General features: G+C 65.7%; 23 protein-coding genes. 11 read left to right on the forward strand and 12 right to left on the reverse strand.

Features of this window, described 5'->3' with window-relative positions; all coding sequences use genetic code 11:
• Positions 1-187: 187 nt before the first annotated feature.
• The 4 genes from htpG (at position 188) to pnuC (ending at position 4,652) form a co-directional block, all read left to right on the forward strand.
• Complete coding sequence (gene htpG, locus FHW94_RS21060; protein WP_168557811.1) at positions 188-2,086, forward strand: molecular chaperone HtpG; 1,899 nt, start codon at positions 188-190, stop codon at positions 2,084-2,086.
• 96 nt (positions 2,087-2,182) lie between these two features.
• Positions 2,183-2,878: a 2'-5' RNA ligase family protein gene (locus FHW94_RS21065; protein ID WP_168557812.1), complete on the forward strand. Its 696-nt coding sequence runs from the start codon at positions 2,183-2,185 to the stop codon at positions 2,876-2,878.
• Positions 2,879-2,923: 45 nt separating this feature from the next.
• Entirely contained in the window at positions 2,924-4,039 is a 1,116-nt protein-coding gene (locus FHW94_RS21070; RefSeq protein ID WP_246866322.1) for a phosphotransferase, read from the forward strand.
• 43 nt (positions 4,040-4,082) lie between these two features.
• Complete coding sequence (pnuC, locus tag FHW94_RS21075) at positions 4,083-4,652, forward strand: nicotinamide riboside transporter PnuC (protein ID WP_168557814.1); 570 nt, start codon at positions 4,083-4,085, stop codon at positions 4,650-4,652.
• A 45-nt stretch (positions 4,653-4,697) separates the two neighbouring features.
• Here pnuC and FHW94_RS21080 read toward each other — a convergent pair whose 3' ends face one another.
• Both FHW94_RS21080 and FHW94_RS21085 read right to left on the reverse strand, forming a co-directional pair.
• Positions 4,698-5,609 carry a 2-dehydropantoate 2-reductase gene (locus FHW94_RS21080; protein ID WP_168557815.1) on the reverse strand — a complete coding sequence of 304 codons (912 nt, stop codon included), beginning with the start codon at positions 5,607-5,609 and terminating at the stop codon, positions 4,698-4,700.
• A gap of 77 nt (positions 5,610-5,686) precedes the next feature.
• On the reverse strand, positions 5,687-6,586 hold the full coding sequence (locus FHW94_RS21085; RefSeq protein WP_168557816.1) for a LysR family transcriptional regulator: 900 nt from the start codon (positions 6,584-6,586) through the stop codon (positions 5,687-5,689).
• An 88-nt stretch (positions 6,587-6,674) separates the two neighbouring features.
• On the opposite strand from FHW94_RS21085, the gene mdlC reads away from it, so the two are divergent.
• From mdlC to FHW94_RS21100, 3 genes are read left to right on the forward strand one after another with little or no spacing between them, the layout of a single operon-like run.
• On the forward strand, positions 6,675-8,231 hold the full coding sequence (gene mdlC, locus FHW94_RS21090; protein WP_168557817.1) for a benzoylformate decarboxylase: 1,557 nt from the start codon (positions 6,675-6,677) through the stop codon (positions 8,229-8,231).
• 19 nt (positions 8,232-8,250) lie between these two features.
• Positions 8,251-9,597, forward strand: coding sequence for an SRPBCC family protein (locus FHW94_RS21095; RefSeq protein ID WP_168557818.1), 1,347 nt, complete (start codon positions 8,251-8,253; stop codon positions 9,595-9,597).
• Positions 9,594-10,088, forward strand: a complete 495-nt coding sequence (locus FHW94_RS21100; RefSeq protein ID WP_168557819.1) for an aromatic-ring-hydroxylating dioxygenase subunit beta — start codon at positions 9,594-9,596, stop codon at positions 10,086-10,088. Before FHW94_RS21095 ends, FHW94_RS21100 begins: the two co-directional genes overlap by 4 nt.
• Positions 10,089-10,094: 6 nt before the next feature.
• On the opposite strand, the gene pcaF is transcribed toward FHW94_RS21100, so the two are convergent.
• Positions 10,095-11,297, reverse strand: coding sequence for a 3-oxoadipyl-CoA thiolase (gene pcaF, locus FHW94_RS21105; protein WP_168557820.1), 1,203 nt, complete (start codon positions 11,295-11,297; stop codon positions 10,095-10,097).
• Positions 11,298-11,511: 214 nt separating this feature from the next.
• Between pcaF and FHW94_RS21110 the strand changes: the two genes are divergently transcribed.
• Genes FHW94_RS21110 through FHW94_RS21120 form a run of 3 tightly spaced genes read left to right on the forward strand, consistent with a single transcriptional unit; the run spans position 11,512 to position 12,711 of the window.
• Positions 11,512-12,003 carry a flavin reductase family protein gene (locus FHW94_RS21110; RefSeq protein ID WP_168557821.1) on the forward strand — a complete coding sequence of 164 codons (492 nt, stop codon included), beginning with the start codon at positions 11,512-11,514 and terminating at the stop codon, positions 12,001-12,003.
• Between the two features lie 15 nt (positions 12,004-12,018).
• Entirely contained in the window at positions 12,019-12,405 is a 387-nt protein-coding gene (locus FHW94_RS21115) for a Rieske 2Fe-2S domain-containing protein (RefSeq protein WP_168557822.1), read from the forward strand.
• Between the two features lie 6 nt (positions 12,406-12,411).
• Entirely contained in the window at positions 12,412-12,711 is a 300-nt protein-coding gene (locus tag FHW94_RS21120) for a YciI family protein (protein ID WP_168557823.1), read from the forward strand.
• A gap of 18 nt (positions 12,712-12,729) precedes the next feature.
• On the opposite strand, the gene FHW94_RS21125 is transcribed toward FHW94_RS21120, so the two are convergent.
• The 9 genes from FHW94_RS21125 to FHW94_RS21165 all read right to left on the reverse strand — a co-directional run bounded on the left by FHW94_RS21125 (position 12,730) and on the right by FHW94_RS21165 (position 22,021).
• On the reverse strand, positions 12,730-14,226 hold the full coding sequence (locus tag FHW94_RS21125) for an aldehyde dehydrogenase family protein (RefSeq protein ID WP_349237580.1): 1,497 nt from the start codon (positions 14,224-14,226) through the stop codon (positions 12,730-12,732).
• 85 nt (positions 14,227-14,311) lie between these two features.
• Positions 14,312-15,337 carry a hydroxyquinol 1,2-dioxygenase gene (locus FHW94_RS21130; protein WP_246866323.1) on the reverse strand — a complete coding sequence of 342 codons (1,026 nt, stop codon included), beginning with the start codon at positions 15,335-15,337 and terminating at the stop codon, positions 14,312-14,314.
• Positions 15,338-15,353: 16 nt separating this feature from the next.
• A complete protein-coding gene (locus FHW94_RS21135; protein WP_168557824.1) occupies positions 15,354-15,854 on the reverse strand; it encodes a hydroxyquinol 1,2-dioxygenase in 501 nt (166 codons plus the stop codon).
• A 121-nt stretch (positions 15,855-15,975) separates the two neighbouring features.
• Positions 15,976-17,043, reverse strand: a complete 1,068-nt coding sequence (locus FHW94_RS21140) for a maleylacetate reductase (RefSeq protein ID WP_168557825.1) — start codon at positions 17,041-17,043, stop codon at positions 15,976-15,978.
• 11 nt (positions 17,044-17,054) lie between these two features.
• Entirely contained in the window at positions 17,055-17,714 is a 660-nt protein-coding gene (locus tag FHW94_RS21145; protein ID WP_168557826.1) for a 3-oxoacid CoA-transferase subunit B, read from the reverse strand.
• Complete coding sequence (locus FHW94_RS21150) at positions 17,714-18,427, reverse strand: CoA transferase subunit A (protein ID WP_168557827.1); 714 nt, start codon at positions 18,425-18,427, stop codon at positions 17,714-17,716. Before FHW94_RS21150 ends, FHW94_RS21145 begins: the two co-directional genes overlap by 1 nt.
• 31 nt (positions 18,428-18,458) lie before the next feature.
• Positions 18,459-19,322, reverse strand: a complete 864-nt coding sequence (locus FHW94_RS21155; protein ID WP_168557828.1) for a dioxygenase — start codon at positions 19,320-19,322, stop codon at positions 18,459-18,461.
• Entirely contained in the window at positions 19,319-20,677 is a 1,359-nt protein-coding gene (locus FHW94_RS21160; RefSeq protein WP_168557829.1) for an MFS transporter, read from the reverse strand. Before FHW94_RS21160 ends, FHW94_RS21155 begins: the two co-directional genes overlap by 4 nt.
• A 117-nt stretch (positions 20,678-20,794) precedes the next feature.
• A complete protein-coding gene (locus tag FHW94_RS21165) occupies positions 20,795-22,021 on the reverse strand; it encodes an MFS transporter (protein WP_168557830.1) in 1,227 nt (408 codons plus the stop codon).
• Between the two features lie 229 nt (positions 22,022-22,250).
• Here FHW94_RS21165 and FHW94_RS21170 point away from each other — a divergent pair, with 229 nt between their 5' ends.
• On the forward strand, positions 22,251-23,471 hold the full coding sequence (locus FHW94_RS21170; protein WP_210425800.1) for an acyl-CoA dehydrogenase family protein: 1,221 nt from the start codon (positions 22,251-22,253) through the stop codon (positions 23,469-23,471).
• Positions 23,472-23,474 lie beyond the last annotated feature (3 nt).

Raw genomic sequence — 23,474 nt, forward strand, 5'->3', positions numbered from 1 at the left:
GCAAAACAGGCGTGAAGGCGTGATGAAAGATGTTCATAGCGGCTTGAAGCAGCCTTCACCAATCGCGGCCGCCGCATGATCGCCTGCAACCCTGCGCGGGCATCGCCTGGCCCTTGAACTCGCTTGCGGCGGGGCACATCTTGCAAGCCATCGGTTTACTTTTTCACCAATGGAGTCTTGCCCGCCCATGACCGCCGACGTTCTGGACGAAACCGCCGCTGCGCCGCAAACCCATGCCTTCGAGGCAGATGTGGCCAAGCTGCTGCACATGATGGTGCATTCCGTCTATTCGGACAAGGATGTCTTCCTGCGCGAGCTGATCTCGAACGCGGCCGATGCCTGCGAGAAGCTGCGCTATGAAGCCATCGCCCAGCCCGATCTGCTGGGTGACGATCCCGCCCCGCGCATCACCATCACGCTCGATGCCGATCAGCGGCAGCTGACGATCGAGGACAACGGCATCGGCATGACCGCCGCCGACATGGCCGAAACGTTGGGCACCATCGCGCGGTCGGGCACCAAGGCGTTCATGGACCGGGTCGCCGCCGCCCAGGGTGGGGAAGACACCCAGTTGATCGGCCAGTTCGGCGTGGGGTTCTATTCCGCGTTCATGGTGGCGCAGAAAGTCGACGTGATCTCGCGCCGCGCCGGGCAGGACGGCGCCGCGCAGTGGTCGTCCGATGGCCTGGGCACTTACACCATCGCGCCAGTCGCGGCCGACCAGGCGCCGGCGCGCGGCACCCGCATCGTGCTGCACTTGCTGGAAGACGCGGCCGACTATGCCCAAGCGCACCGCATCGAACAGATGGTGCGCGCGCAATCGGGCCATGTGCCCGTGCCGATCACGGTGAAGGACAAGCCCGACGCCGAAGGCACGCAGGTGGCCGACGGCACCGCGCTGTGGACCAAGCCGAAAAGCGCGATCACGGCCGAGGAATACAAGGACTTCTACCGCAGCGTGGCCGGGCAGTGGGATGATCCGGCGCTGACCCTGCATTACCGTGCGGAGGGCCGGCACGAATATTCGGTGCTGGCCTTCGTGCCCGAAACCCGGCCGTTCGACTTGTTCGATCCCGATCGCAAGGGGCGGATGAAGCTCTACGTCCGCCGCGTGTTCATCACCGACGAGGCCGAGCTGCTGCCCCGCTACTTGCGCTTCGTGCGCGGGCTGGTGGATTCGGCCGACCTGCCGCTCAACATGTCGCGCGAGATGATCCAGGACAGCCCGATCCTGGCCGCGATCCAGAAAGGCCTGACCGGCAAGGTGCTGGGCGAACTGGAAAAGACCGCCAAGGATGATCCCGCTGCCTATGCCAGGCTGTGGGACACGTTCGGCGCGGTGCTCAAGGAAGGGCTCTACGAGGATTTTGAGCGGCGTGAGACACTGCTGCGCCTGGCCCGGTTCAAGACGACCACCTCGGGCGGGGAATGGCGTTCGCTGCAGGACTATGTCGCGGCGATGAAGGAAAACCAGACCGCGATCTATTATGCCACCGGCAGCGACCTCGATCGCATCGCCAGTTCGCCGCAGCTCGAAGGGTTCCGCGCGCGCGGGGTGGAAGTGCTGCTGCTGCCCGACCAGGTGGACAGCTTCTGGGTGCGCGGCGCGATCGACCTGGATGGCAAGCCGTTCAAGTCGGTCACCCAAGGGGCGGCCGATCTTAGCCTGATCCCGCTGCCCGAAGGCGCTGAGGCGCCCAAGGCCGAGGCGAGCGACGCGGTGGGTGCGTTCCTCGGCTTCGTCAAGGAAACGCTGGGCGATGCGGTGTCCGACGTGCGCGCGTCGGACCGGTTGACCGACAGCGCGGTGTGCCTGGTGGCAAGCGAAAGCGGGCTCGATCGCCAGCTGGAAAAGCTGCTGGCCAATGCCGGGCAATTGCCGGCGGGTTCGGCCCCGGTGCTGGAGGTCAACCCGGCCCATGCGCAGATCGCGCGCCTGGCCGCGCTACCGGCCGAAGACGAGCTCCGCGTGGATGCGGCGCATCTGCTGCTGGACGAAGCGCGCATCGTCGATGGCGAACCGCCGCGTGATCCGCGCGCCTTTGCCGAGCGGCTGGGCCGGTTGATCGCGCGGGCCACGGCCTGACGCGTGCCATGGTCACTGCGCGCCGGATTGCGGTTGCAAGCCCGGCGCGCAGGCGCCAAGGCCGCGCGTGATGCCACGCCTTGCAGGACCAACACCATGAAGATGCGCCACGCAGTCCTGGCTTTCGCTCTGGCGCTGGGCAGCGTCGGGCCCGCCCACGCGCAAGCCGACCTGCCCGCCAAAGTGAGCGTGGACATCTACGCGATCCCTTCGCGGCCGATCGTCGCGGCCGTGGACCAGGCCAGCGCGGATCTGGGCAAGCTGGGCATGACGACGTTTCGTGCGCGCGGCCAGGCGGTGCATGCCACGCTCTATCTCACGCAATATCCCGCCAGCGCGTTGCCCCGGCTGAAAGCCGCGATCGCCCGGCTGGCGCGGGGCCGGCAGGCCATTCCCCTGGCGGTGGACGGCACCGAGCGCACAGCCACCAACTGGCTGTTCCTGCGCGTGAACCGAACCCCGGCGCTGCAGCGGCTGGCCGATGAAGTGACCCTGGCGGCAGAGCCGCTGCGCGATCACGACTTGGCGCCCCCGGCCTGGATGAAGGACTATCCGGCCAAGCTGCCCGCGTTCGAACGCTATGGTTCGCCCAACGTGTTCATGCAGTTCGATCCGCACCTCACCCTGCTGGCCAACGAAACCAATCCGGCACTTGGCACTTATCTTGCCACGCGCGCGCAGCATCCGCCCCAGGCGCAGGGACAGGTGGTCGGGATCGGCATCGGCCTGGTCGATGCCAACGGCCAGATCGTCAAGACTTTGGCGGAGTATCGTTTTGTCGCGCAGCGCTGATCGGCCGCGCTGACGATGGGGGCAGGGGAACATCGTGTCCATGGCATGGGCACCGGCCTTGAAGCGCCGAGTTGGCCCGCCATCACCGCTGTTGAAGCGGCCGAGGCACTGGCGCACTTTCCGACGGCGGGGCGGCTGGCACGGCTTGAATGGCATTCGCCGCGCCCGTTCTCTTCGGCAACGCTTGCGCGCACGAGCACAGGCGAACTGTTCCTCAAGCGGCACCATCGCCGCCTGCGCGATGCGCAAGCGCTGGCCGGCGAACATGCATTCATCGCGCATCTCGGCGCTCGCGGCGTGCCCGTGGCCCAGGTGCTGACCGCCCATGATGGTGCGGGGGCCGTGACAATCGGAGACTGGACCTGGGAAGTGCATGGCAAGGCACCTGGGCTGGATCTCTATCGCGATCGGCAATCGTGGACCCCGTTCCTCGATCCTGGCCATGCCCGCGCCAGCGGCGCCATGCTGGCACGGCTACATCGCGCGGCCGAGGATTTTGCCGCGCCGTCCCGTCCCGCCCGCCCCTTGGTGACGAGCCTGTCGATCCTGCCGGCCGCCGATCCGCTGGCCGCGGCCCAGGCCTATGTCGCGGCGCGGCCGGCGCTGGCAGACTATTGTGCCGCCTTGGACTGGACCGGCCAGCTGGGGCGGGTCCTGGCCGACCATGATGCGGCCACGCTGGCGCCGCAACTGGCGCAGCAGCCTTCGCTCTGGACCCACAACGACTGGCATCCTTCCAATCTGCTGTGGACCGAGCATGGCACCGTGGCGAGCGTCCTCGATTTCGGGTTGGCCGATCGGACTTGCGCACTGCACGACCTGGCGACAGCGCTCGAGCGCTGCGCGGTTCGCTGGCTCGAGCTGCAACCCGACGCACCATTGGACGAGGCTGTCTCCATTGCCGAGCCCGAGACGGCCCGCGCGCTCTTGGCAGGCTACGCGCAGGAACGGCCGCTGACAGCGGGCGATCGCCAGTTGCTCGCGCGGCTCCTGCCGCTCGTGCATATCGAATTCGCCCTCTCCGAGGTCGATTATTTCCACGGCGTGCTGGCGCGCAGGGCCGATGCCGATCTTGCCTGGCATGGCTATCTCATCGGTCATGCCGACTGGTTCAAGACTCCGCCGGGGCAGGCGCTGCTGGGGGTGGTGGCGGGCCAGTGAGGCCGGCCTTGTCGTGGCGCTGAACGTGCCGCAAAAGCGCACCATGTCCATGCTCGAGATCGTTGCCGTCATCGTCAGCTTCCTGACCATCTGGTTGACCGCGCGCCGGCACATGTTGTGCTGGCCGCTGGGGATGGTGGCCTGCGCGCTCTACTTCAAGCTGTTCCTCGATGTGCGGCTCTATGCCGACATGGTGCTGCAGGCGCTGTTCGGCCTGTCGATCGTCTATGGCTGGGTTGCCTGGGCGCGGGGAAGGGACGCGCAAGGCGAAGTGGCCGTGCGCCCGCTGCCGCTGCATGAGGCTGGCGCAGGACTGGCCGTGGGGGCACTGGGCGCGCTGGCGATCGGCTGGCTGACCAGCCGCTATACCAATGCCGCCTTGCCCTGGCTCGATTCCGCGCTGAGCAGTTTCAGCCTTGTCGCGCAACTGTGGACCGCGCGCCGGCAGGCAGCCAGCTGGCTGCTGTGGATCGCGGTCGATGTGATCTATGTCGGCATGTTCGTGTTCAAGGGGCTTTTGCCAACCGCAGGGCTCTATGCCGCGATGACCGGCCTTGCCGTGGTCGGCTATGTGCGTTGGATTGCGGACGAACGTCGCCGCGCGGCGGCATGATTTCTCGCTCCTGAAAACACATCGTTCCGCTGCCTGTCCGGTTTGTCAGGCGGGTTCTCCCAGGCGAACCAGATCGGTGATTGTTTGCAGGGTAGGGGTGGCCACTGCATGCCGCGCGGCGATGGCCAGGATCGCGCCGTTGATCGATTCGATCTCGGTGCGCCGGCCGGCCAGCCTGTCTTGCAGCATCGAGGGTTTGTGCCCCCCATGGTTGGCCAGGGCGAAATCCACTTTGGCCATGGTGCGTGCGCGATCGAACGCGATGCCTTCGGCCTGCGCGACGGCGTCGATTTCGTCGACGATGAGGCCCACGATTCGGCGTGCCGGCGCGCAGTCGAGCCGGCCGACCGGCACCTGGCCCAGCGTGCACAGGGCATTGAGCGCGCTGTTGAAAGCCACCTTGTCCCACACCATCGCTTCGACCGCGGGATCGAACCGGGCGTTGAGACCGGCCTGGTCGAGCGCGCTGGCCACCGCCCGCGCCCGATCGTCGGCCGCCTGGGTCAAGCCCGCCAGCCAGACGTGGCCTTGTCCGTGCGAGGCGACGGCGTTGGCGCCGTGAAGGTCGGCGGGAAAATCGGTAACGCCCCAGACGATGCGATCGCGCGGAAACACCGTGGCGATTGCATCGGTGTTACCCAGCCCGTTTTGCAGCGTCAGCACGGTGCAGCCGCTGTCAACCAGATGCGCTGCCGAAGCGATCGCGCCGGCGCTGTGCATGCCCTTGGTGAACAGGATCACGAGATTGACCGGTCCGGTTATCTCGGCTGCCGGCCGTGCATCGACGCGGGCGTTGCACCGCCCATCGTCCAGCGCCAGGTCGATGCCCTGGCTCGCGATGGTGGCCATGCGCGCCTGGTCAACGTCGGTCACGGTCACGGCATGCCCGGCCAGGGCCAGCTTCGCCGCAAACAGGCAGCCCATCGCCCCGGCGCCGATCACCACAATCTGCTGCATCCGAAAATTCTCCCTCGTGCATGGGCACGCGTACATGCCCATGTGGGTGCGAGTATCCGGACCCGGTTCTGGCGCTGTCAACCCGGCGGCAGAACCGGCATGTAGCGCAGGAAAAAGCGCGCCGCATCGGGCAGCAGACCCGCGCGGCGGCGATAGACCCAGAACTGTCGCTGCGTTTCCAGCGCGGGCACGTCGAGCCGGCGCAACTGGCCGCCGGCAACGTAGGGCGCCAGCAGCGGAACGGGCAGCCAGCAGAGCAGCCGGCTGGCCCCGGCAATGGCGATCATGGTTTCGACCGAACTGGTGCGGGCCACCACGCGCGCCTGGTGACCCAGTTGCCGTGCCAGCGCGTCGAACCGGGTGCGCGGGGTCATTCCGGCATCGGGCATGACCCAGCCTTGCGCAAACACGCTGGCCAGATCGGGGCTGTCGGCAATCGGGTGATCGGCGGCGCAGAACACCGCGAACAGATCGGTGTGGTCGCACTGGCCCAGGCACAGCACGTCCTCGGCATCGTCCTCGACCCGGCCCGATGTGATCGCCAGGTCGATCAGGCGCTGTTCCAGCGCGCGCACCAGCCCGCTATCGACATCCTCCATCGCTTCGAAGGTCAGGTCGGGATTGTCGGCCAGCATCCGGCCGACATGCGTGGCCACCAGCGTGCGCATCACTGCCGCCGCGGCTCCCACGCGCACCACGCCGCGCCGCAATCCGCGATAGGCGGCCAGTTCATCGCGCAGCGTGTCCATTTCGGCCAGCAGATGGCGGGCATGGCGAAGCAGTAGCGCGCCCGGATCGGTCAGCACCATGCCGCGCGTGGTGCGATCGAACAGCGGCTGCTGCAAGCGTTCCTCCATGCGCTGGACCAGGCGGCTGAGCGCGGGCTGGGTGAGATTGGCCTGGCGCGAGGCGCGGCCGAGGCTGCCGCATTCGGCCACGGCGAGAAAGGCTTTCAACTCGCGTTCGTCAAAATCCATGCAGCCAGGTTATGGCTTTTAGCCCAATTTGCAATTGTGCTTATCGTTGAGCGCGTCAGACTGCCGCAAAACACCGGGAGAGTTGCCAATGCAGACCGTGCGTGACGTGACGATTGCGCTGTTGCGCGAACTGGGCATGACCACGGTTTTCGGCAATCCGGGATCGACCGAACTGCCCATGTTTCGCGATTTTCCCGAAGACTTTCGCTATGTCATGGGGCTTCAGGAAAGTGTGGTGCTGGGCATGGCCGATGGCTTTGCCCAGGGCATCGGCTGCGCGGCCATCGTCAACCTGCACAGTTCCGCCGGTGTCGGCCACGCCCTGGGCAACCTGTTCACCGCGTGGAAGAACCAGACGCCGCTGGTGGTTACGGCCGGGCAACAGGCACGCTCGATCCTGCCTTTCGAGCCGTTCCTGTTTGCCGAACGGGCCACCGAGTTCCCGCGTCCCTTCGTCAAATGGGCGTGCGAGCCGGCCCGCGCCCAGGATGTGCCGGCCGCGATCGAGCGCGCCTGGCTGGTGGCGATGGAGCCGCCGCGCGGGCCGACTTTCGTTTCCATCCCGATCGATGATTGGGACCAGCCATGCCCGCCGCATCGGACCCGGCAGGTCCATGCCGATCGACTGGCAGACCCGGCGGCGATCGCCGAATGCGCGGCCAGCCTCGATGCCGCGCGGCGGCCTGCGCTGGTGGTGGCAGCCGGCGTGGCACGGGACGGCGCCTGGGACCAGGTGGTTGCCCTGGCCGAACGCCACCAGGCCTGCGTCTATGTGGCGCCCATGGCGGCGCGCTGCGGTTTTCCCGAAGACCACGCCCTGTTCGGCGGCTTCCTTACCGCCAGTCGCGAGGCGATTGTGAGTGCGCTGGCGGGGCATGACGTGATCCTGGGGCTGGGCGGGCCGGTCCATCTCTATCACGTGGAAGGGCAGGGGCCCCACGCCCCGCCCGATGCCGAGGTGTGGCTGATCGGCGACAATCACGTGCATGCCGCCTGGGCCCCGGCCGGCCGGGCAATCGTGGCGCAGTGCCATCATGCGCTTGATGCCCTGCTTGCCCTGTCCAGCCCGCCCCCGCGCGCGGCGCCGGCGCCGCTGGCGCGCCCCGCCCGGCTCGATGGATCGGCGATGACCGATGGCTATGTGCTGCAACAGCTTGCCGATCTGCGCGCGCCGCAATCGATCATCGTGGAAGAAGCGCCTTCCAGCCGGGGGCCGATGCACGATCACCTGCCGATCGTGCGCCCCAACACGTTCTATACCACGGCGAGCGGCGGGCTGGGCCATGGCCTGCCCGCGGCAGTGGGCATGGCGCTGGCACGGCCGCACGAAAAGGTGATCGCGGTGCTGGGCGATGGCTCTTCGATGTATGCGATCCAGGGGCTGCATGCGGCGGCGCAATGGCATCTGCCGATCACGTTCCTGATCCTCAAGAACGGGCGGTATGAAGCCTTGCACCACTTCGGCCGTCATTTCGGCATGCAGCAACTGGTCGGCACGCATTTTCCAGAGCTGGATTTCGTGGCGCTGGCCGCCGGGCATGGCGTGCCCGGCCGCTCCGCGCACGACACGGCTGCGCTGGATGCAGCGCTGGCCTGGTCGCTGTCGGCCGATGGGCCGACCTTGATCGAAGCCATCATCGACTGAGCCGAGCGGGAGACGGACGATGGGCAATTTCACACTGCGCGACCTGGTGGACGATCGACCAGAGGACGGCGTTTTCCGCGTCAACCGCGCGATATTCACCGATGCCGCGGTGTTTGCGGCAGAACAGCGTGCGATCTTTGAACAGGGCTGGATGTTCCTGGGCATGGAATCGCAGGCCGCCGGGCCGCACGACTTCTTCACCACCACAGTGGGCCGGGTGCCGGTCCTGGTGCAGCGCGATGGCGAGGGGCAGTTGCGCGCTTTCGTCAATTCCTGCCCGCACAAGGGCGCACGCCTGGCCCAATTGCGCCAAGGCAACGCGCGGTTGCATGTCTGCCCCTATCATAGCTGGAGCTTCGACAGCGCGGGGCGCAACCGGGCGATCAAGTGGAAAAGCGCGGGCTGCTATGCCGAGGCGTTCGACCGCGATGACCACGGGCTGGCGGCGCTGCCGCGTTTTGCCAACTATCGCGGTTTCCTGTTCGGCAGTCTTGCCACGGGCGAGATGACGCTGGCCGACTATCTGGGAGATGCGGCCAAGCTGCTCGATCTGGTGGCCGATCAAAGCGAGGAAGGGCTGGAACTGGTGCCGGGCCAGGTGACCTTCACCTTTGCCGCCAACTGGAAGCTGCAGCTCGAAAACTGTTCAGACGCCTATCACTTCACCTCGGCGCATCCCTCTTACATCAGCGTGCTGGAACGACGGCAGCAGGAGATGAGCGCGGATGTCGTCGCCTCTGTCTGGGAAAACAGCGACTACTGGAAGGAAGAGGCCCAGGGCGTGGCCGGGGGCAGCTTCAGCTTTGCCCATGGCCATGTGCTCAACTGGGGCATCTTCGGGATCACGCCGGCCATCCCGCTCTACGAGCAGGCCGGCGCGCTGGGTGAGCGGCTGGGCGAGGGCAAGCGCGACTGGATGTTCAACATGCGCAACCTCACCATCTTTCCCAACCTGCAGATTGCCGAAAACGCGTCTAGCCAGTTGCGCGTGATCCGTCCGATCGGACCGGGGATGACCGAAATGCGCACCTGGTGCATCGCGCCCAAGGGCGAAAGTGCCGCAGCCCGGCGCCAGCGCATCCGGCAGTACGAGGATTTCTTCAACCCCACCGGCATGGCGACGCCCGATGACACGGTGTCTTATGAAAACTGCCAGGCGGGCTTTGCCGGCATGGTCGACCCCTGGCTGCAAGGCCATGGCCGCGGCATGACGGCCAGCGTTGCCGGCGGCAATCGGTTTGGCGATCGCATCGACCTCAAGCCCGATCGCAGCGTGCTGGCGGATTCGCGGCTGTGCGATGAAACGCTGTTGCAGACCTATTATCGCGCGTGGGTGGCGCGCATGGCAAAGGAGCTGGAGGCATGACCGCGGCCCTGACGCACGAGGCGGCGCGCGACCTGCTCTATCGCGAAGCACTGCTGATCGACACCGGCCGCTATGCCGAATGGCTGGCGCTGTTCACTCCCGATATCGAATTCTGGATGCCCACCTGGCGCGACGAGGGCACGCTTTCGACCGATCCCGAGCGCGAGCTTTCGCTGATCTACTATCGCGGCCGCCGCAATCTGGAAGATCGCATCATGCGGCTGCAATCGGGCCTTTCCGTGGCGTCGACCCCGCCGCCGCGCGTGGTGCACATGATTGCCAACATCCTGGTCACCGATGCAGCAAACGGGGCGGTGTCGGCGGCTTTCACGTGCCATCGCTTTGATGTGCGGATGGATCGGACCGACGTGTTCTTCGGGCGCTATGAATACCGGCTGGTTCCCGCAGAGGGCGGGTGGGCCATCGCATCCAAGAAGATCATCCTGCTCAACGATACGATTCCTACGGTGGTGGATATCAACGCGATCTGAGCCCAGTCACACCCGCTCGATGACCATCGCGATGCCCTGGCCCACGCCGATGCACATAGTTGCCAAGGCCAGGTTCCCGCCGGTCAACGCCAGCTCTTCCGTTGCGGTTTGCGCCAGGCGCGCGCCCGACATGCCGAGCGGATGGCCAAGCGCGATGGCGCCGCCATTGGGATTGACGCGCGGGTCCTCGCTCGACAGGCCAAGCTTGCGCAACACGGCCAGGGCCTGGCTGGCGAAGGCCTCGTTCAATTCGATCGTGGAGAGCTGGTCGATGCCGATGCCCAGGCGGCCGAGCAGGCGCTGCGTTGCCGGCACCGGCCCGATGCCCATCACCCGCGGCGCGACCCCGGCCGTGGCCGCACCCAGAATGCGCGCACGCGGGACAAGGCCATGGCGCTTGGCCGCCGCTTCCGAGGCGACGATCAGCGCGCCGGCGCCATCGTTGACTCCGCTGGCATTGCCCGCCGTCACGGTGCCATCGGCGCGCACGACCGGGCGCAGTGCGGCCAGCGCCTCAAGCGTGACTACACGGGGATGTTCATCGCGCTCGACCCGCTGGGGCTCGCCCTTGCGCTGGGGGATGGAGACCGCCACGATCTCGCGCGCCAGGCGGCCCGATTGCTGGGCGGCAGCGGCCTTGGTCTGGCTGCCTTGCGCGAAGAGATCCTGGTCCTCGCGCGAGATGCCATATTCGCTGGCAACGTTTTCCGCCGTTTCCGGCATCGAATCCACGCCATGCGCGGCTTTCATCGCCGGGTTGACGAAGCGCCAGCCAATCGTGGTGTCGAAGATGGCATTGGCGCGCGAAAATGCCGTTTCGGCCTTGGGCATGACGAAGGGCGCGCGGCTCATGCTTTCGACGCCGCCGGCAATCACCAGTTCCGCTTCACCCGACTTGATCGCGCGGGCCGCGATCGCCACGGCGTCAAGCCCGGAGCCACACAGGCGATTGACCGTCGTGCCGGAAACATCCAGCGGCAACCCGGCCAGCAGGCTGGCCATCCGCGCCACGTTGCGGTTGTCTTCGCCCGCCTGGTTGGCGCAGCCCAGGATCACATCGTCGACTTGGGCCCAGTCCACGCCCGGATTGCGATCGGCCAGGGCCCGCAAGGCCATGGCCGCCAGGTCATCGGCACGCAGCGATGACAGCGCACCGGCATAGCGCCCGATCGGGGTACGGATCGCATCACAGATAAAGGCTTCTGGCACTGGGTTTTCCTTGAGCAAACGTGCGGTCGCGCCGGCTTTATGCGGCGGCTGGGACTGCTTTTTCAGGTTTGGCCGGCCGCCGGTAAGCCGCAAAAGTCGATCCGTCCGCCCAGCGGTCGCGGCCGATCTGGACGCATGGAACGCCGGCAGGCATGCCGCCTGGGCAGGCCTGTTCCGATCGGCGGGACAACAGCAGGTTAGGAAGCGACAGCCCATGAGCACGATTTTGGACGCCACCGATCCGAGAACCTTCCGTGACGTTCTGGGATGCTGCCCCACGAGCGTTGCGGTGATCACGGCGTGCGAAGGGGACGAACGGTTCGCGCTGGTGGTGGGTACGTTCACGTCCATCTCGCTCGATCCGCCGCTTGTCGGCTTCTTTCCGGGCAAGGGTTCGGGCACCTGGCCCAAGATCGAGAAGACCGGGCGGTTCTGCGCCAACGTCCTGTCGGCCGAGCAGGTCGCGCTCTGCAAGACGTTCTCCTCGAAAGTCGAAGACAAGTTTGCCGAGGTTGCCTGCGGGGTCACCCCGGCCGGCCTGCCGCTGATCGACGGCGCGGCCGCCTGGGTGGAATGTCGAACCGAATCGGTGATCGAGATCGGCGATCACTATCTGGTCGTTGGCGCGGTGGAGGCCTTGGGGCAGGGCACGGCGTCACCACTGGTGTTCGTCAAGGGCGGCTTTCACGCCCCGCACGCCCTTTAAGCGGCAGTGGGAGCCATGGAACCAGCCGAGCAGGCCGAGCCAACCTGGCGCTTGCGGGCGCAGGCCCCCGCGCCCGGAACGGCGCTGGGCCCGATTGCCGATATCGGGGCGGGCGGAAGGGAATATGTCTTTGGCACGGGCCTCAACGCCTTTAGGATGTTCGTCATCCGCCAGGGCGCGCAGGTCTTTGGCTATCTCAACTTGTGCCCGCATTATTCGCTGCCGCTCAACGTGCGCGAAAACGAGTTTCTTGCGCGCGATGGCCGCCGCATCATGTGCCGCCGCCACCTGGCGGTGTTCCAGGTCGAGGACGGGCTCTGCATCGATGGCGCCTGCGTCGGCAGCAAGCTCGATCCCGTGCCGCTGCGCGTCGATGCTGCGGGCCTGGTGGTGATCGGATAGCCGGCCATGCCCTATTTCATCTTCCGCGCCTATGACGAGCCCGCCACGTCGGCCGAAATCCGTGCCCGCGTGCGGCCCGCCCATCGCGATTATATCCGGCAGGAGCATCACGGCGTGCGCGCAGTAGCAGGCGGCATGGTCGTGGACGACCGTGGCGAGGCGGCACACGGAACCATGCTGGTTCTCGAGGCGCCCGACCGTGGCGCCGTGCTGCGCTATCTCGAAGGCGATCCCTATTGGCACGCAGGATTGTTCGCGCGGTTCGAGGTGGACCGCTGGGAATGGGGGCTGAGCACGCCGCCATAGCGCGCCCAGCCAAGTATCCTATCGCGCGTAGAAAGGTGGAATCTGCGCGTCGACATTGACCCAGACCGATTTGGGCTGGGTATATTCGCGCATCGCTTCAAAGCCCATCTCGCGGCCATAGCCCGATACGCCCACGCCGCCAAAGGGCGAGGCGGGATGAACCCGCTTGTAGCAGTTGATCCAGACCATGCCGGCATGGATCTGGTCGGCAAAACGATGCGCCCGCGTTACGTTCTGCGTCCACAGCCCCGAGCCGAGACCGTAATCGGTCGAATTGGCAATGGCGATCGCTTCCTCGTCGGTCTTGAACGTGGTGACCGTTACGAAGGGGCCGAAGACTTCTTCGCGCTGCACCCGGTCGCCCGGTGCGGCGCGCACGATCGTCGGCTCGATGAAAAAGCCCTTGCTCAGTTCAGGTGCGGCCGGGACTTGCCCGCCCGACAGGATTTCGCCGCCCTGGTCTTGCGCCACCTGGACATACGACAGCACGCGCTCGTGGTGGACGCGCGAGGTCAGCGGCCCCATTTCGGTGTCGGTGTCGAGCGGATCGCCCAGCCGGATCGAACGGGCCAGGCCGATGAACCGATCGAGAAATTCATCGGCGATCTTTTCATGCAGGATCAGGCGCGAGCCGGCGATGCAGGCCTGCCCCTGGTTGTGAAAGATGCCGAAAGCCGATCCGCCAACCGCCGCCGGGATGATCGCGTCCTCGAACACGATGTTCGGTCCCTTGCCACCCAGTTCGAGCTGCACCTTCTTGAGATTGCCGGCCGAGGACCGCACGATCTCGCGCCCGATATTGGTCGATCCGGTGAAGGAAACCTTGCCGATGCCGGGGTGATCGGCAATGCGCTGGCCGGCCGTGTTGCCATAGCCGGTGACGATGTTGACCACGCCCTTGGGAAAGCCGACCTGCTCGATCAGTTCGGCCACGCGCAGGGTGGACAGCGGGGTGATTTCGCTGGGCTTCATCACCACCGTATTGCCCGCTGCCAGCGCGGGGCCGAGCTTCCAACTGACGAACATCAGCGGGAAATTCCAGGGCACGATCTGGCCGACCACGCCGATCGGCTCGCGCTTCACATAATTGAGAAAGCCCGCGTCCACCGGGATGACCGAACCTTCCAGCTTGTCGGCCATGCCGCCGAAATAGCGAAAGCACAGCACCGTGCGCGGCACGTCGAGCCCGATGCAATCGCGCACCGGGTGGCCGGTGTTGGTGGCCTCCAGCCTTGCGAGGTAGTCGGCATCGGCTTCGATCGCATCGGCCAGCTTGAGCAGGAGCCGGCCGCGTTCGTGCGCGGGCAGGCGTGCCCAGCCCGGTGCTGCCGCGCGCGCGGCCTCGACGGCCAGGTCGACATCCTCGGCGCGCGCCTCGGCCACCCGCGTCAGGACAGAGCCGTCGAAGGGGTTGATGACATCGATCTCGCCGCCCGCCAGCGCGTCGACCCACTGACCGTTGATGTAAAGGCGGGTCTTGAGTTCGGATGGGGCAATCGGCTGTAATCTGGGCACGGGGGCATATCCTTGAAAACGGGACAGAAAGGGGCAGGAACTTTGCCAAGTGCCTGCCCCCTGAGCGCGAAATCCGGCTCGGGTGCTACCAGGTGACCGCGACGATCGGTGCCTCGCCCTTGGCGATCAGTTCGGGGATCATCGGCGAACCGTTTTCCCAGACCAGCAGCATGGCACGCTTCTTGGCAAAGCCCTTGTGGCGGATATCGGCGGGCATGCACGAGACGTCGCCCGCGCGGGTGACGACCGTGGCGCGCGGCTTGGCGCTTTCCTTGTCCTTGATTTCCCAGTCGATTTCGTCCGACAGGGTGATGAACCATTCGCAGCGGTCGTTGCCATGGTCCACCGGCAGCGTAAACTCCTCGGTCGTTGGGCAGAACAGGCTTTCGCCCACCACCGAACAGACCGAGGGGTTCCACGTCACGTCCGAACGCGAGAGGTAGTCGAACAGGTTGTAGGCGTGCACTTCGCCTTCAAATCCCGGCTCCGCTTCGATCACCGGCGCCGAGCGATCGATGTCGGGGAACATGCGGTTGGCGGGAAAGCCGTTGGCATCTGTGCGCAGCGGGGTGTCACCGGGCAGGCCGACCATGCGCTTGGCCGAAACACGGGTGCGGGTGATGGCGTCTTCGTTGCTGCCGTTCTTCGATCCCCAGGCCGATCCGGTTTCCATCGGTGCGGCAAACGGGTCGAACCCCTGGTTGGTCCAGTCGCTCATGATCGCCTTGAACAGCGGCATGAGCACTTCGCTGGGGAAGCGCTCCTCATGGTCGCGGCCGGCATCGTGATAGGCGTCGTTATAGCGGCCGGCGAACAGCGTCACCTCGCCATAATGGTTCACCGTGCCCACCACGTCGTCGAAATTGACAGTGCCGTAGAAGAAGCCCCAGGCCACGTCGCGCATCATGGCGCGAAGGAAGGCATCGACCGGCATGGTGTGGGTGCCCTTGGGCCAGCTGATCCGCGCGAAATACTCGTCGCGCGAGAACGTGAAGCTGCCGGCTGTGAACGAGCGGTAGCCGGTGGCGTTGTCGATCGGTCCGATTTCGGTGTGGGTGACAAGCGCTTCGCCCGAGGGCGCTGCGGTCGGGGCGTCTGCTGACATGGCCATGATAGGGATCCCAATCTCAAGAGTTCTGGCAGATCTCTGCCCATTTCTGCACCGTTTCCGGACCTTCGACGGTCTGGATCATGAGGCATCCTGGGCTGGCGGCGTTGAAACGATAGGCGGCGCCACGCGGCAAAAGGCCCTGGTGCCCGCGAGACAGGACGATCCGTCCCATCCTGCGCCCTTCGGGTTCGCCGCCCAGCTTGCGTGCTCCATGGCTGCCTTCGGGGGCGAAAGCGGCGGGGGCGTCGAGCTTGAACAGTTCGATTTCGACTTCGCCGTCCATCGCCAGGGCGAATTCATCATGCGCGGCGGTGTACCAGTCCGATCGACCTTCGGCGCGAGCCACTTCGATCACGTATTCGAAGTTCTTTGCAACAGCCACGCGTTCGTAGGGGCGCGATGTTGCCGCCACTTCGAAGACGTTGGAGAAGACGTAGTTCTTGGGGTCATCATCAATGGGAATGACCTTACCCTTCTCGTAGTCGGTCAGTGAACCGAGACTGGTGCTGTAATCCATTGGTAAGTCCTTGTTCGTCTTGTGTCTGTTCGGCGTCAGAGCGAATGGGGATAGTTCCCAGACAAGGCCGTGGATTGTAAATCGGCAATGGCGGCCCGTCCGCTGGGCGTTCGGCGCGGGCTCAATCGGCGGCGGGTGGCAGGCCCTCCCAGGCGCGTTCGAGCAAGGCCTTGAGGCGCCGTGCCTCGAGCGGGGCGGGGTTCCAGTAAGGCTTGGCGAGGGTCAGTTCGACCACCCGGTCCAGCCCGTCACGCGGCATGCCCAGTTCCTTGAGCGAGACCGGCGCGCCCAGCGCCTGGGCGAGGTTGTGCAGCGCCAAGGGCGCGTCCCTTCGGCCCAGGGCCGCCTCGATCCGCGCGATGGCGTCTGGCGCGTAGGATGCGTTGTAGGCCAGGGCATGGGGCAGGATCACGGCATGGGTCTGGGCGTGGGGCAAGTCGAACGTGCCGCCCAGCGTGTGGCAAAGCTTGTGGTGCAGGGCCATGCCCACCGCGCCCAGCGTCGTGCCGCAGAGCCAGGCGCCATAGAGCGCGTCCGAGCGCGCGGCCAAGTCATGCGGATCGCGCACCAGCCGGGGCAGGGCTGCCGCCAGCGCACGGATGCCCTCTTGCGCCATCAGCGAGATTACGGGGTTGGCCTGCTGGGAATAGAGCCCTTCGACCGAATGGGCGATGGCGTTGAGCGCCGAAACCACCGAGATCGCCACCGGCAGGCTGGAGGTGAGGTCGACATCGTAGAGGATCACCTCGGGCAGGACCCGCAAGCTGGTCTGCGTGGTCTTGATGCCATCTTCGGTCTGACCGATGATCGCGGTGGCTTCCGATCCGGCATAGGTGGTGGGGATGGCGATCTGCGGAAGATCGGTGCGCAGGGCGATCGCCTTGGCCAGGCCGATCGTGGATCCCCCGCCCACGGCGACCAGGCAATCCGCCCCGGCCGCTGTCACGTCGGCCATCGCGGCCAGCGTGACATCGACCGGGGTGTGCATCCGCGCGCCCGTAAACGAGCCGCAGGCCAGATCACCCAGGCGCGCGACCAGATCGCTGGCGACGCCGGCCTGGTCGGGCGTGGAAAGCACGAAGGCGCGTTGTGCGCCAAGCCGGCCGATTTCCTCGGCCAGCGTGCCAAGGCTGCCTGGCCCGAACACGACCCGGGCGGGATGCGATTGGTAGACGAAGGGGGATACCACCGGGGTTCCTCTCAATGCTGGGGCGCGAGCGCCGCGTGCGGCACGGCAAAGCCGCAGCCGGTCTTGGCACGGACTTCGTCCACGCTGACGTTTGGGGCGAGTTCGATCAGCGTGAGGCCATAATCGGGCGATACGGTGAACACGGCCAGGTCGGTGATGATCATTTCCACGCAGGCCATTCCGGTAAGGGGAAGGGTGCATTGCTCGAGGATCTTGGCGCTGCCATCCTTGGAAACGTGGTCCATGATCACGATCACGCGTTTGACGCCGGACACCAGGTCCATCGCCCCGCCCATGCCCTTGACCATCTTGCCCGGGATCATCCAGTTGGCGATGTCACCCTTGGCCGAAACCTGCATCGCACCCAGGATGGCAGCATCGATATGGCCGCCGCGGATCATGGCGAAGCTCTGCGCACTGTCGAAATAGGTGGAGGTCGGCAACTGGGTGATCGTCTGCTTGCCGGCATTGACCAGATCGGGATCGACTTCGTCGGGATAGGGAAACGGCCCCATGCCCAGCATCCCGTTTTCCGATTGCAGCGTGATCTTCACGCCTTGGGGCAGATGATTGGCCACCAGCGTGGGAATGCCGATACCCAGGTTGACGTAATAGCCATCGTGCAGTTCGCGGGCCGCACGGGCGGCCATGGCGTCGCGGGACCAAGGCATCAGGCGTTCTCCAGGCGGGGACGGGTGGTCAATTTTTCGACGCGGCGTTCGGCAATCGTGCTTTTGACAATACGGTCCACGTAGATGCCGGGGATGTGCACCCCGTCGGGATCGAGCGTGCCGTCGGGCACGATCTCATCCACCTCCGCCACGGTGATCTTGCCAGCGGTGGCCATGGGGGCGTTGAAATTGCGCGCCGTCTTGCGGAAGACCAGATTGCCTTCGCTGTCGGCCTTCCACGCCTTGATGATCGACAGATCGGCGCGCAGCCAGGTTTCGCGCACATAGAGATGGCCGTCGAACATCTCGGTCGGCTTGCCTTCGGCCACCACGGTGCCAACACCCGTGCGGGTGTAGAACGCCGGAATGCCCGCGCCACCGGCCCTGATCCGTTCGGCCAGGGTGCCTTGCGGCGTCAGTTCCAGGTCCAGTTCGCCCGACAGATATTGCTGCTCGAACAGTTTGTTGTCGCCGATATAGGACGCGATCATCTTGCGCACCTGGCGGCTGTGCAGCAGCATCCACAGACCGAACCCATCAGCGCCGGCGTTGTTCGAAATCACCGTCAGATCGCGCACGCCCGAGGCGCGAATTTCCGGGATCAGGCTTTCGGGATTGCCGACCAGGCCAAAGCCGCCCGACATGATGGTCATGCCATCGAACAGCAGGCCGGCAATCGCCTGGGCAGGGGTGGCGTAGAGTTTTGATGACATCGATCGATCCCCGAAAATCCCGGCCCTGGATCTAGGCGCTGGGGGCAAGGCAGAAGTTGTAGGAAAGGCAGTTCCACCCCTGGGGGCAGTCCCGCCCATCGGGCGCACGGCCCGCGGCATGGCGTTCCAGATCGACCACCAGCCCCTGCTTCACGCCGAACACCACATCGGAATCGAGATAGTCCCCGCCACCGATGAAGAGATGCGTCACCAGCGTGCGGTGCTGTTCGGCCGCGATCAGGAAATGGACATGGGCGGGGCGCCACGGATGCCGACCGGCAAGGCCGAGCAGGTCACCCACCGGCCCATCGTCGGGAATGGGGTAGGGCGGCGGGGTGATCGTCCAGAATCGCAGGCAGCCTTGCGCATCGGTGCGGAAGCGCCCGCGCAGGAAATAGCCGCTGCCGGCCTCGTGCTGGATATCGTAAAGCCCGTCGTTGTCGCTGTGCCAGACGATCACTTCGGCATCGGGCAAAGGCTGTCCTTCGCCGCCTTTGACGTCGATGGTGACCCGCAGCGGCACGCCGCTTTGTCCGGCGTCCATGGCGGCATCGATCGGCAGGTCCGGCGCGTCCTCGACAAAGAAGGGGCCCAGGATGGTCGATTCCGATGCGCCGTCGGCATTGCGGTGGTCGATCGTATCGACCAGCATCGACAGGCCCAGCACGTCGGACAGGAGAATGAACTCCTGCCGATCGCCGGTGCACATCTGGCCCACGCGGGTGAGAAACGCGATGCCCTGCTGCCACTCGGCAAAAGTCAGCCCGGTTTCCCGCGCAAAGCCATGGAGATGGGTAATGAGAGAGCTCAGGATCTGCCGCAGGCGCGGGTCCGGTGTGTTCCGATACTGGGCAAGCACACGGTCGGTCAGCGCGGCTTCGCTAGCGTGGTTCATAGGTAATGCCTGCTGATGCTGTTCTCCAGCGCCCTGGCGATGTTGGTGGCGCGCATGGCCTTTTCCGCTTCGCTCAAGCCGCTGTCGTCGCGGTGAAAGGGGTGCGGTCTGCCATCGGTCAGCCGCGGTGCGGTTTCCTTGAGGAAGGCCATCAGCACGCCGCCGACCGACAGGCCGCCAAGCGCGACGTAGAGCATGGCCTGGATGCCGAAGTGGCCGATCACGATGCCCGACACCACCAGTGCAAGGCCACCGCCGAAGATTTCTCCCGCGCCGATGATCAGCCCAGCGGTGCTCGAAATCCGGCCTGCGGGTGCAGCTTCGGTGGCGACGGGGCCGGTCAGCAGCGACAGCAGGCCAAAGCTGAAGGCGCTCGCCACGAACAGCAGGGTGAACAGTACCGGCGTGTCTGCGCCGATCCGCGTGAACCAGAACAGAAACGCGGTGCCCGCCACAAAGCCGATGATCGCAGTGACGCGCCGGCCGATGTGGTCAGACAGCGCAGGTAGGCCCCACTGCCCGGCAAACCCGCCAAAGCCGATGGCCGAGGTGACGATACCCATCTGCGCGGGCGTGAGCTTGAGATAGCCGGTCAGGTAGAGAGGAATGTTGGCGCTCAGCACGAAGATCCCGCACATCGCGCAAAACAGCCCCGCCATGGCCAGGGCGACGTTGCGATGGGCAAAGAGATCCGCCAGCCTCGGCTTGTCCGGGTTGGCGTCTTCTGCCTTGGACGGGCGCGCGATCGGGCGCGGCTCGCGGATGACCGAGGCCAGCAGCGCCGTGAGGATCAAGCCCGGTATGGCCACCAGCAGAAAGATCACGCGCCACGAAAAGACGGCGAGCATCTGTGTTGCCAGGATGGGGCCAAAGCCGAGCCCGAACAGGGCAAACGCGCTTTGCTGCAAGCCCTGGTTGAAACCGCGCCGCTTGGGGTGCGAAGCTTCGGCGGTGGAGGCAAAGCTGGTGGGGCAAAAGGCCCCTTCGGCCACGCCCATCAGCCCCCGCGCGACGAACAGCGCAGCCAGCCCGCTGACCATGCCGGACAGGCTCGACATCAGCGAGAAGGCGAGCAGCGAGGGGATCAACACTTTCTTGCGTCCGACGCGGTCGGACAGACCGCCCAGCAGCACCGCGGCAATGCCCCAGCTCACCCCCAGTGCGGCGATGAGATTGTTGAGATTTTGCGGCGTCAGGCCCAGGTCCGCGATCATGCTGGGGCCAAGCGGCGCCACGATCCAGCGATCGAGCCCGACTAGGCCAAAGCCGATGGTCAACAGCGCCACCGCCCGCCGCTCGTAGGCGGGCGTCCAGTCCGCGACCCCGGCATCTTCGCGTAAACCTTGAATTTCCATGACATTCCCCCGCTGCTTCACGCTGCTGACGCGCGCGATTATGGCCGGAACGAGCCACGCCCGGCGCGCCGCGACAAGACGGCGCGCAACACCCATCCGCTGGGTGTACGCTTTTTGTCAGGCGTCCTTCGGGAACAGGGCCTTGCCGGCGACCAGGAAAACCGCCGTCACAAGGTTGAGCGCCACCAGCGCGGCGAACAGCGGCATGTAGGTGTGCTGCGTGTCGAACATCCAGCCGCCCAGAAATGGCGTGATCGCGCTGGCAATGGTCTGCAGCGAGATCGCCACGCCCGAGATCGCGGCAAAGCGATCAGGCGAGGTGCAGCGGCTGAGCAAGGCCATCGCGCCGACCTGGACCGCGCCAAAGCCTGCGCCCAGCACCGGCGGATAGGCATAGAACAACAAGGTGCCATGGGCATTGGCCAGCATGACGAGGCCGAGTGCGAAGGTCACGCTGCCCGCCGCGAGAATGCGCCGCACCCCCAGCTTCTTGCCAAAGGCGCCGATCAGGAAATTGCCGATGAGGGTTGAGGCGGCCATGATCGACATCGAGCTGGCGGCCGCATTGGGATTATGGCCAAAGTCCTGCAGCATGGCCAGGCCATGGGCGATATAGAGCGAACTGCTTGCGCCGGCCGCCATGATGCACAGGATGATCAGCCAGATGCTGATCGAGGCCAGGTTGCCGTTGCCGGTGCCTTCGCCCGGAGGGCCGAAATCCACCACGTGGGCCGAGCGCGGCGCATCGCGCACCACGAAGACGGACAAGGCCAGCGCCACGCAACCCACGGCGGTGAACACCAGCCAGCCCGCGCTCCAGCGATGGCTGTGCTCGATCACCGCGCTGATCACCGGCGCGGCGACAAAGCCGCCCGCACCCATCGTGGCATAGAGAACGGCAAAGGGTCGTGCCCGGTCCTCCACGAACCAGCCGGCGACGCAGGCCTGGTTTGCCACGAAGCCGCCCGCGCTCATGGCCAGGCCCACGATCAGGCCGAACACCCCGATCGCGGCGAGCGAACCATGCACCAGAAACGCCATGATCAGCGAGCCGACGATCAGCGCCGAGCTGCCAAAGATCAGCGTCCGCTGCGCGCCAAAGCGCCCGACGGCACCACCCATCAAGGGGGCGGTCAGGCCGGTGACCATCATGTTGGCCGATACCAGCAAGCCGAGCAGGCTGCGGTCGAGCTTCATTTCCGACACCATCGCGGTGTTCACGACGCTGGCGCCATAGATCGGAAACGCCGCATTGATGCACAGAATGCAGGCGCAGGCTGCAAGAATGCGCAGCTTTTGACTCCGCGTGCCCGTGTCGAATCCGGTTTCCGCCGCAAGGTCCATGATGATCTCCCGAACCCCTCTTAGGTCTTGAGCGCAGGGGTGCCTAGCTCAGCTATGGGAAAGGGCGCGCGCCGTCAGCCGCACAAGGTACGGCGTCCGTGCAGCGTACCAGGTGCGATTGTACGCTGCACGGACGTGCATGGCTCGCTGGTTGCGATGCGTCGGCGGCATGGACCAACACATCCTTCAAAGCTCGTCACCGCGAGCAGACGATAAAGCGAGGAAGGTCATGGTTGTGCTAGAGGCGCGTTCAAAGACATTCGCCGATGTTCCCGAACCGGGCCTGAGCCCGCAGGACATGATTGCACGGGCACGGGCGATGATCCCCACCTTGCGTTCGCGCCAGGCCCAGGCCGAAGCGGCGGGGCGCCTCCTTGAGGTGACCAACCAGGAATTTCTCGACGCTGGCTTCTATCGCATCGTCCAGCCGCGCGTGTTCGGCGGCTACGAGTTCGAGCTCACCACGTATGTCCAGGTGATGATGGAAATCGCCCGGGGCTGTCCGTCAAGCGCCTGGGTCCTGGCGCTGGTTTCGGGCCATCCCATCATGCTGGCGGATTTCGATATTCGCGCGCAGGAAGAGGCCTATGGCGATAAGGGCGATTATCGTTGCCCCTCGGTCGGCTCGCCGGTGCTGATGCAGCGCGAGGGCAATGGCTATCGCGTGTCGGGTAGCTGGGACTATGCCTCGGGCTGCGACGTTTCGACCCATGCCATGGTTAGCGGCATGGCGCGCGACGAAACTGGCGCCATGAGCGCGATGTTGCTGCTGATCGACCGCAAGGACTTCACGATCACCGACAACTGGTCGATGATCGGCATGCAGGGTACCGGATCGCGCAAGGTCGTGGTCAAGGATCTCTACATTCCCGCCTACCGCACGGCGCCGATGTCGATGTGGCAGGCCAGGGGCGGCACGGCGGTTCATCCCAACCCGATGTACAACGGTCGCAAGGGCTCCTACTTCCTGATCGAACTCGGCGCGGTGGTGGTTGGCACGGTGAAGGGCGCGCTCGATCTCTATGAAGAGATCTGCCGCACCAAATCCATGCGGTTCCCGCCCAAGATCCCGCTGTTCGAAAGCCACGAGTTCCAGCAGTATTTCGGCGACGCCCAGGGCAAGGTCGATGCGGCCGAAGCCTTGTTGCTCAAAGTGGTGGAACGCTACGTCGAGGCTTGCGCGGCCGACCCCGTCACGGGCGGCGATTTCAGCGAGGAAACCGACCGCCGGCTGTTCGTCATGGCGCAGGAAGCCTGCCGCCTGGCGTGGGACGCGCTGGAAATCATCTTCACCACGGCCGGGACCAGCATCGGCGCGAAGGATTCCATGCTGGCGCGGATATATCGCGATGCCAGCGTGCAAAAGACCCATTTCGTCCAGCAGCGTTCGCGCACGGCGGTCAACGCTGCCCGGCTGCATTTTGGCCTGCCCGCGCTGACGCCGTTCTGATCC

It is taken from the genome of Novosphingobium sp. SG720, assembly GCF_012275365.1.
Taxonomy (GTDB): Bacteria; Pseudomonadota; Alphaproteobacteria; order Sphingomonadales; family Sphingomonadaceae; genus Novosphingobium; species Novosphingobium rhizosphaerae.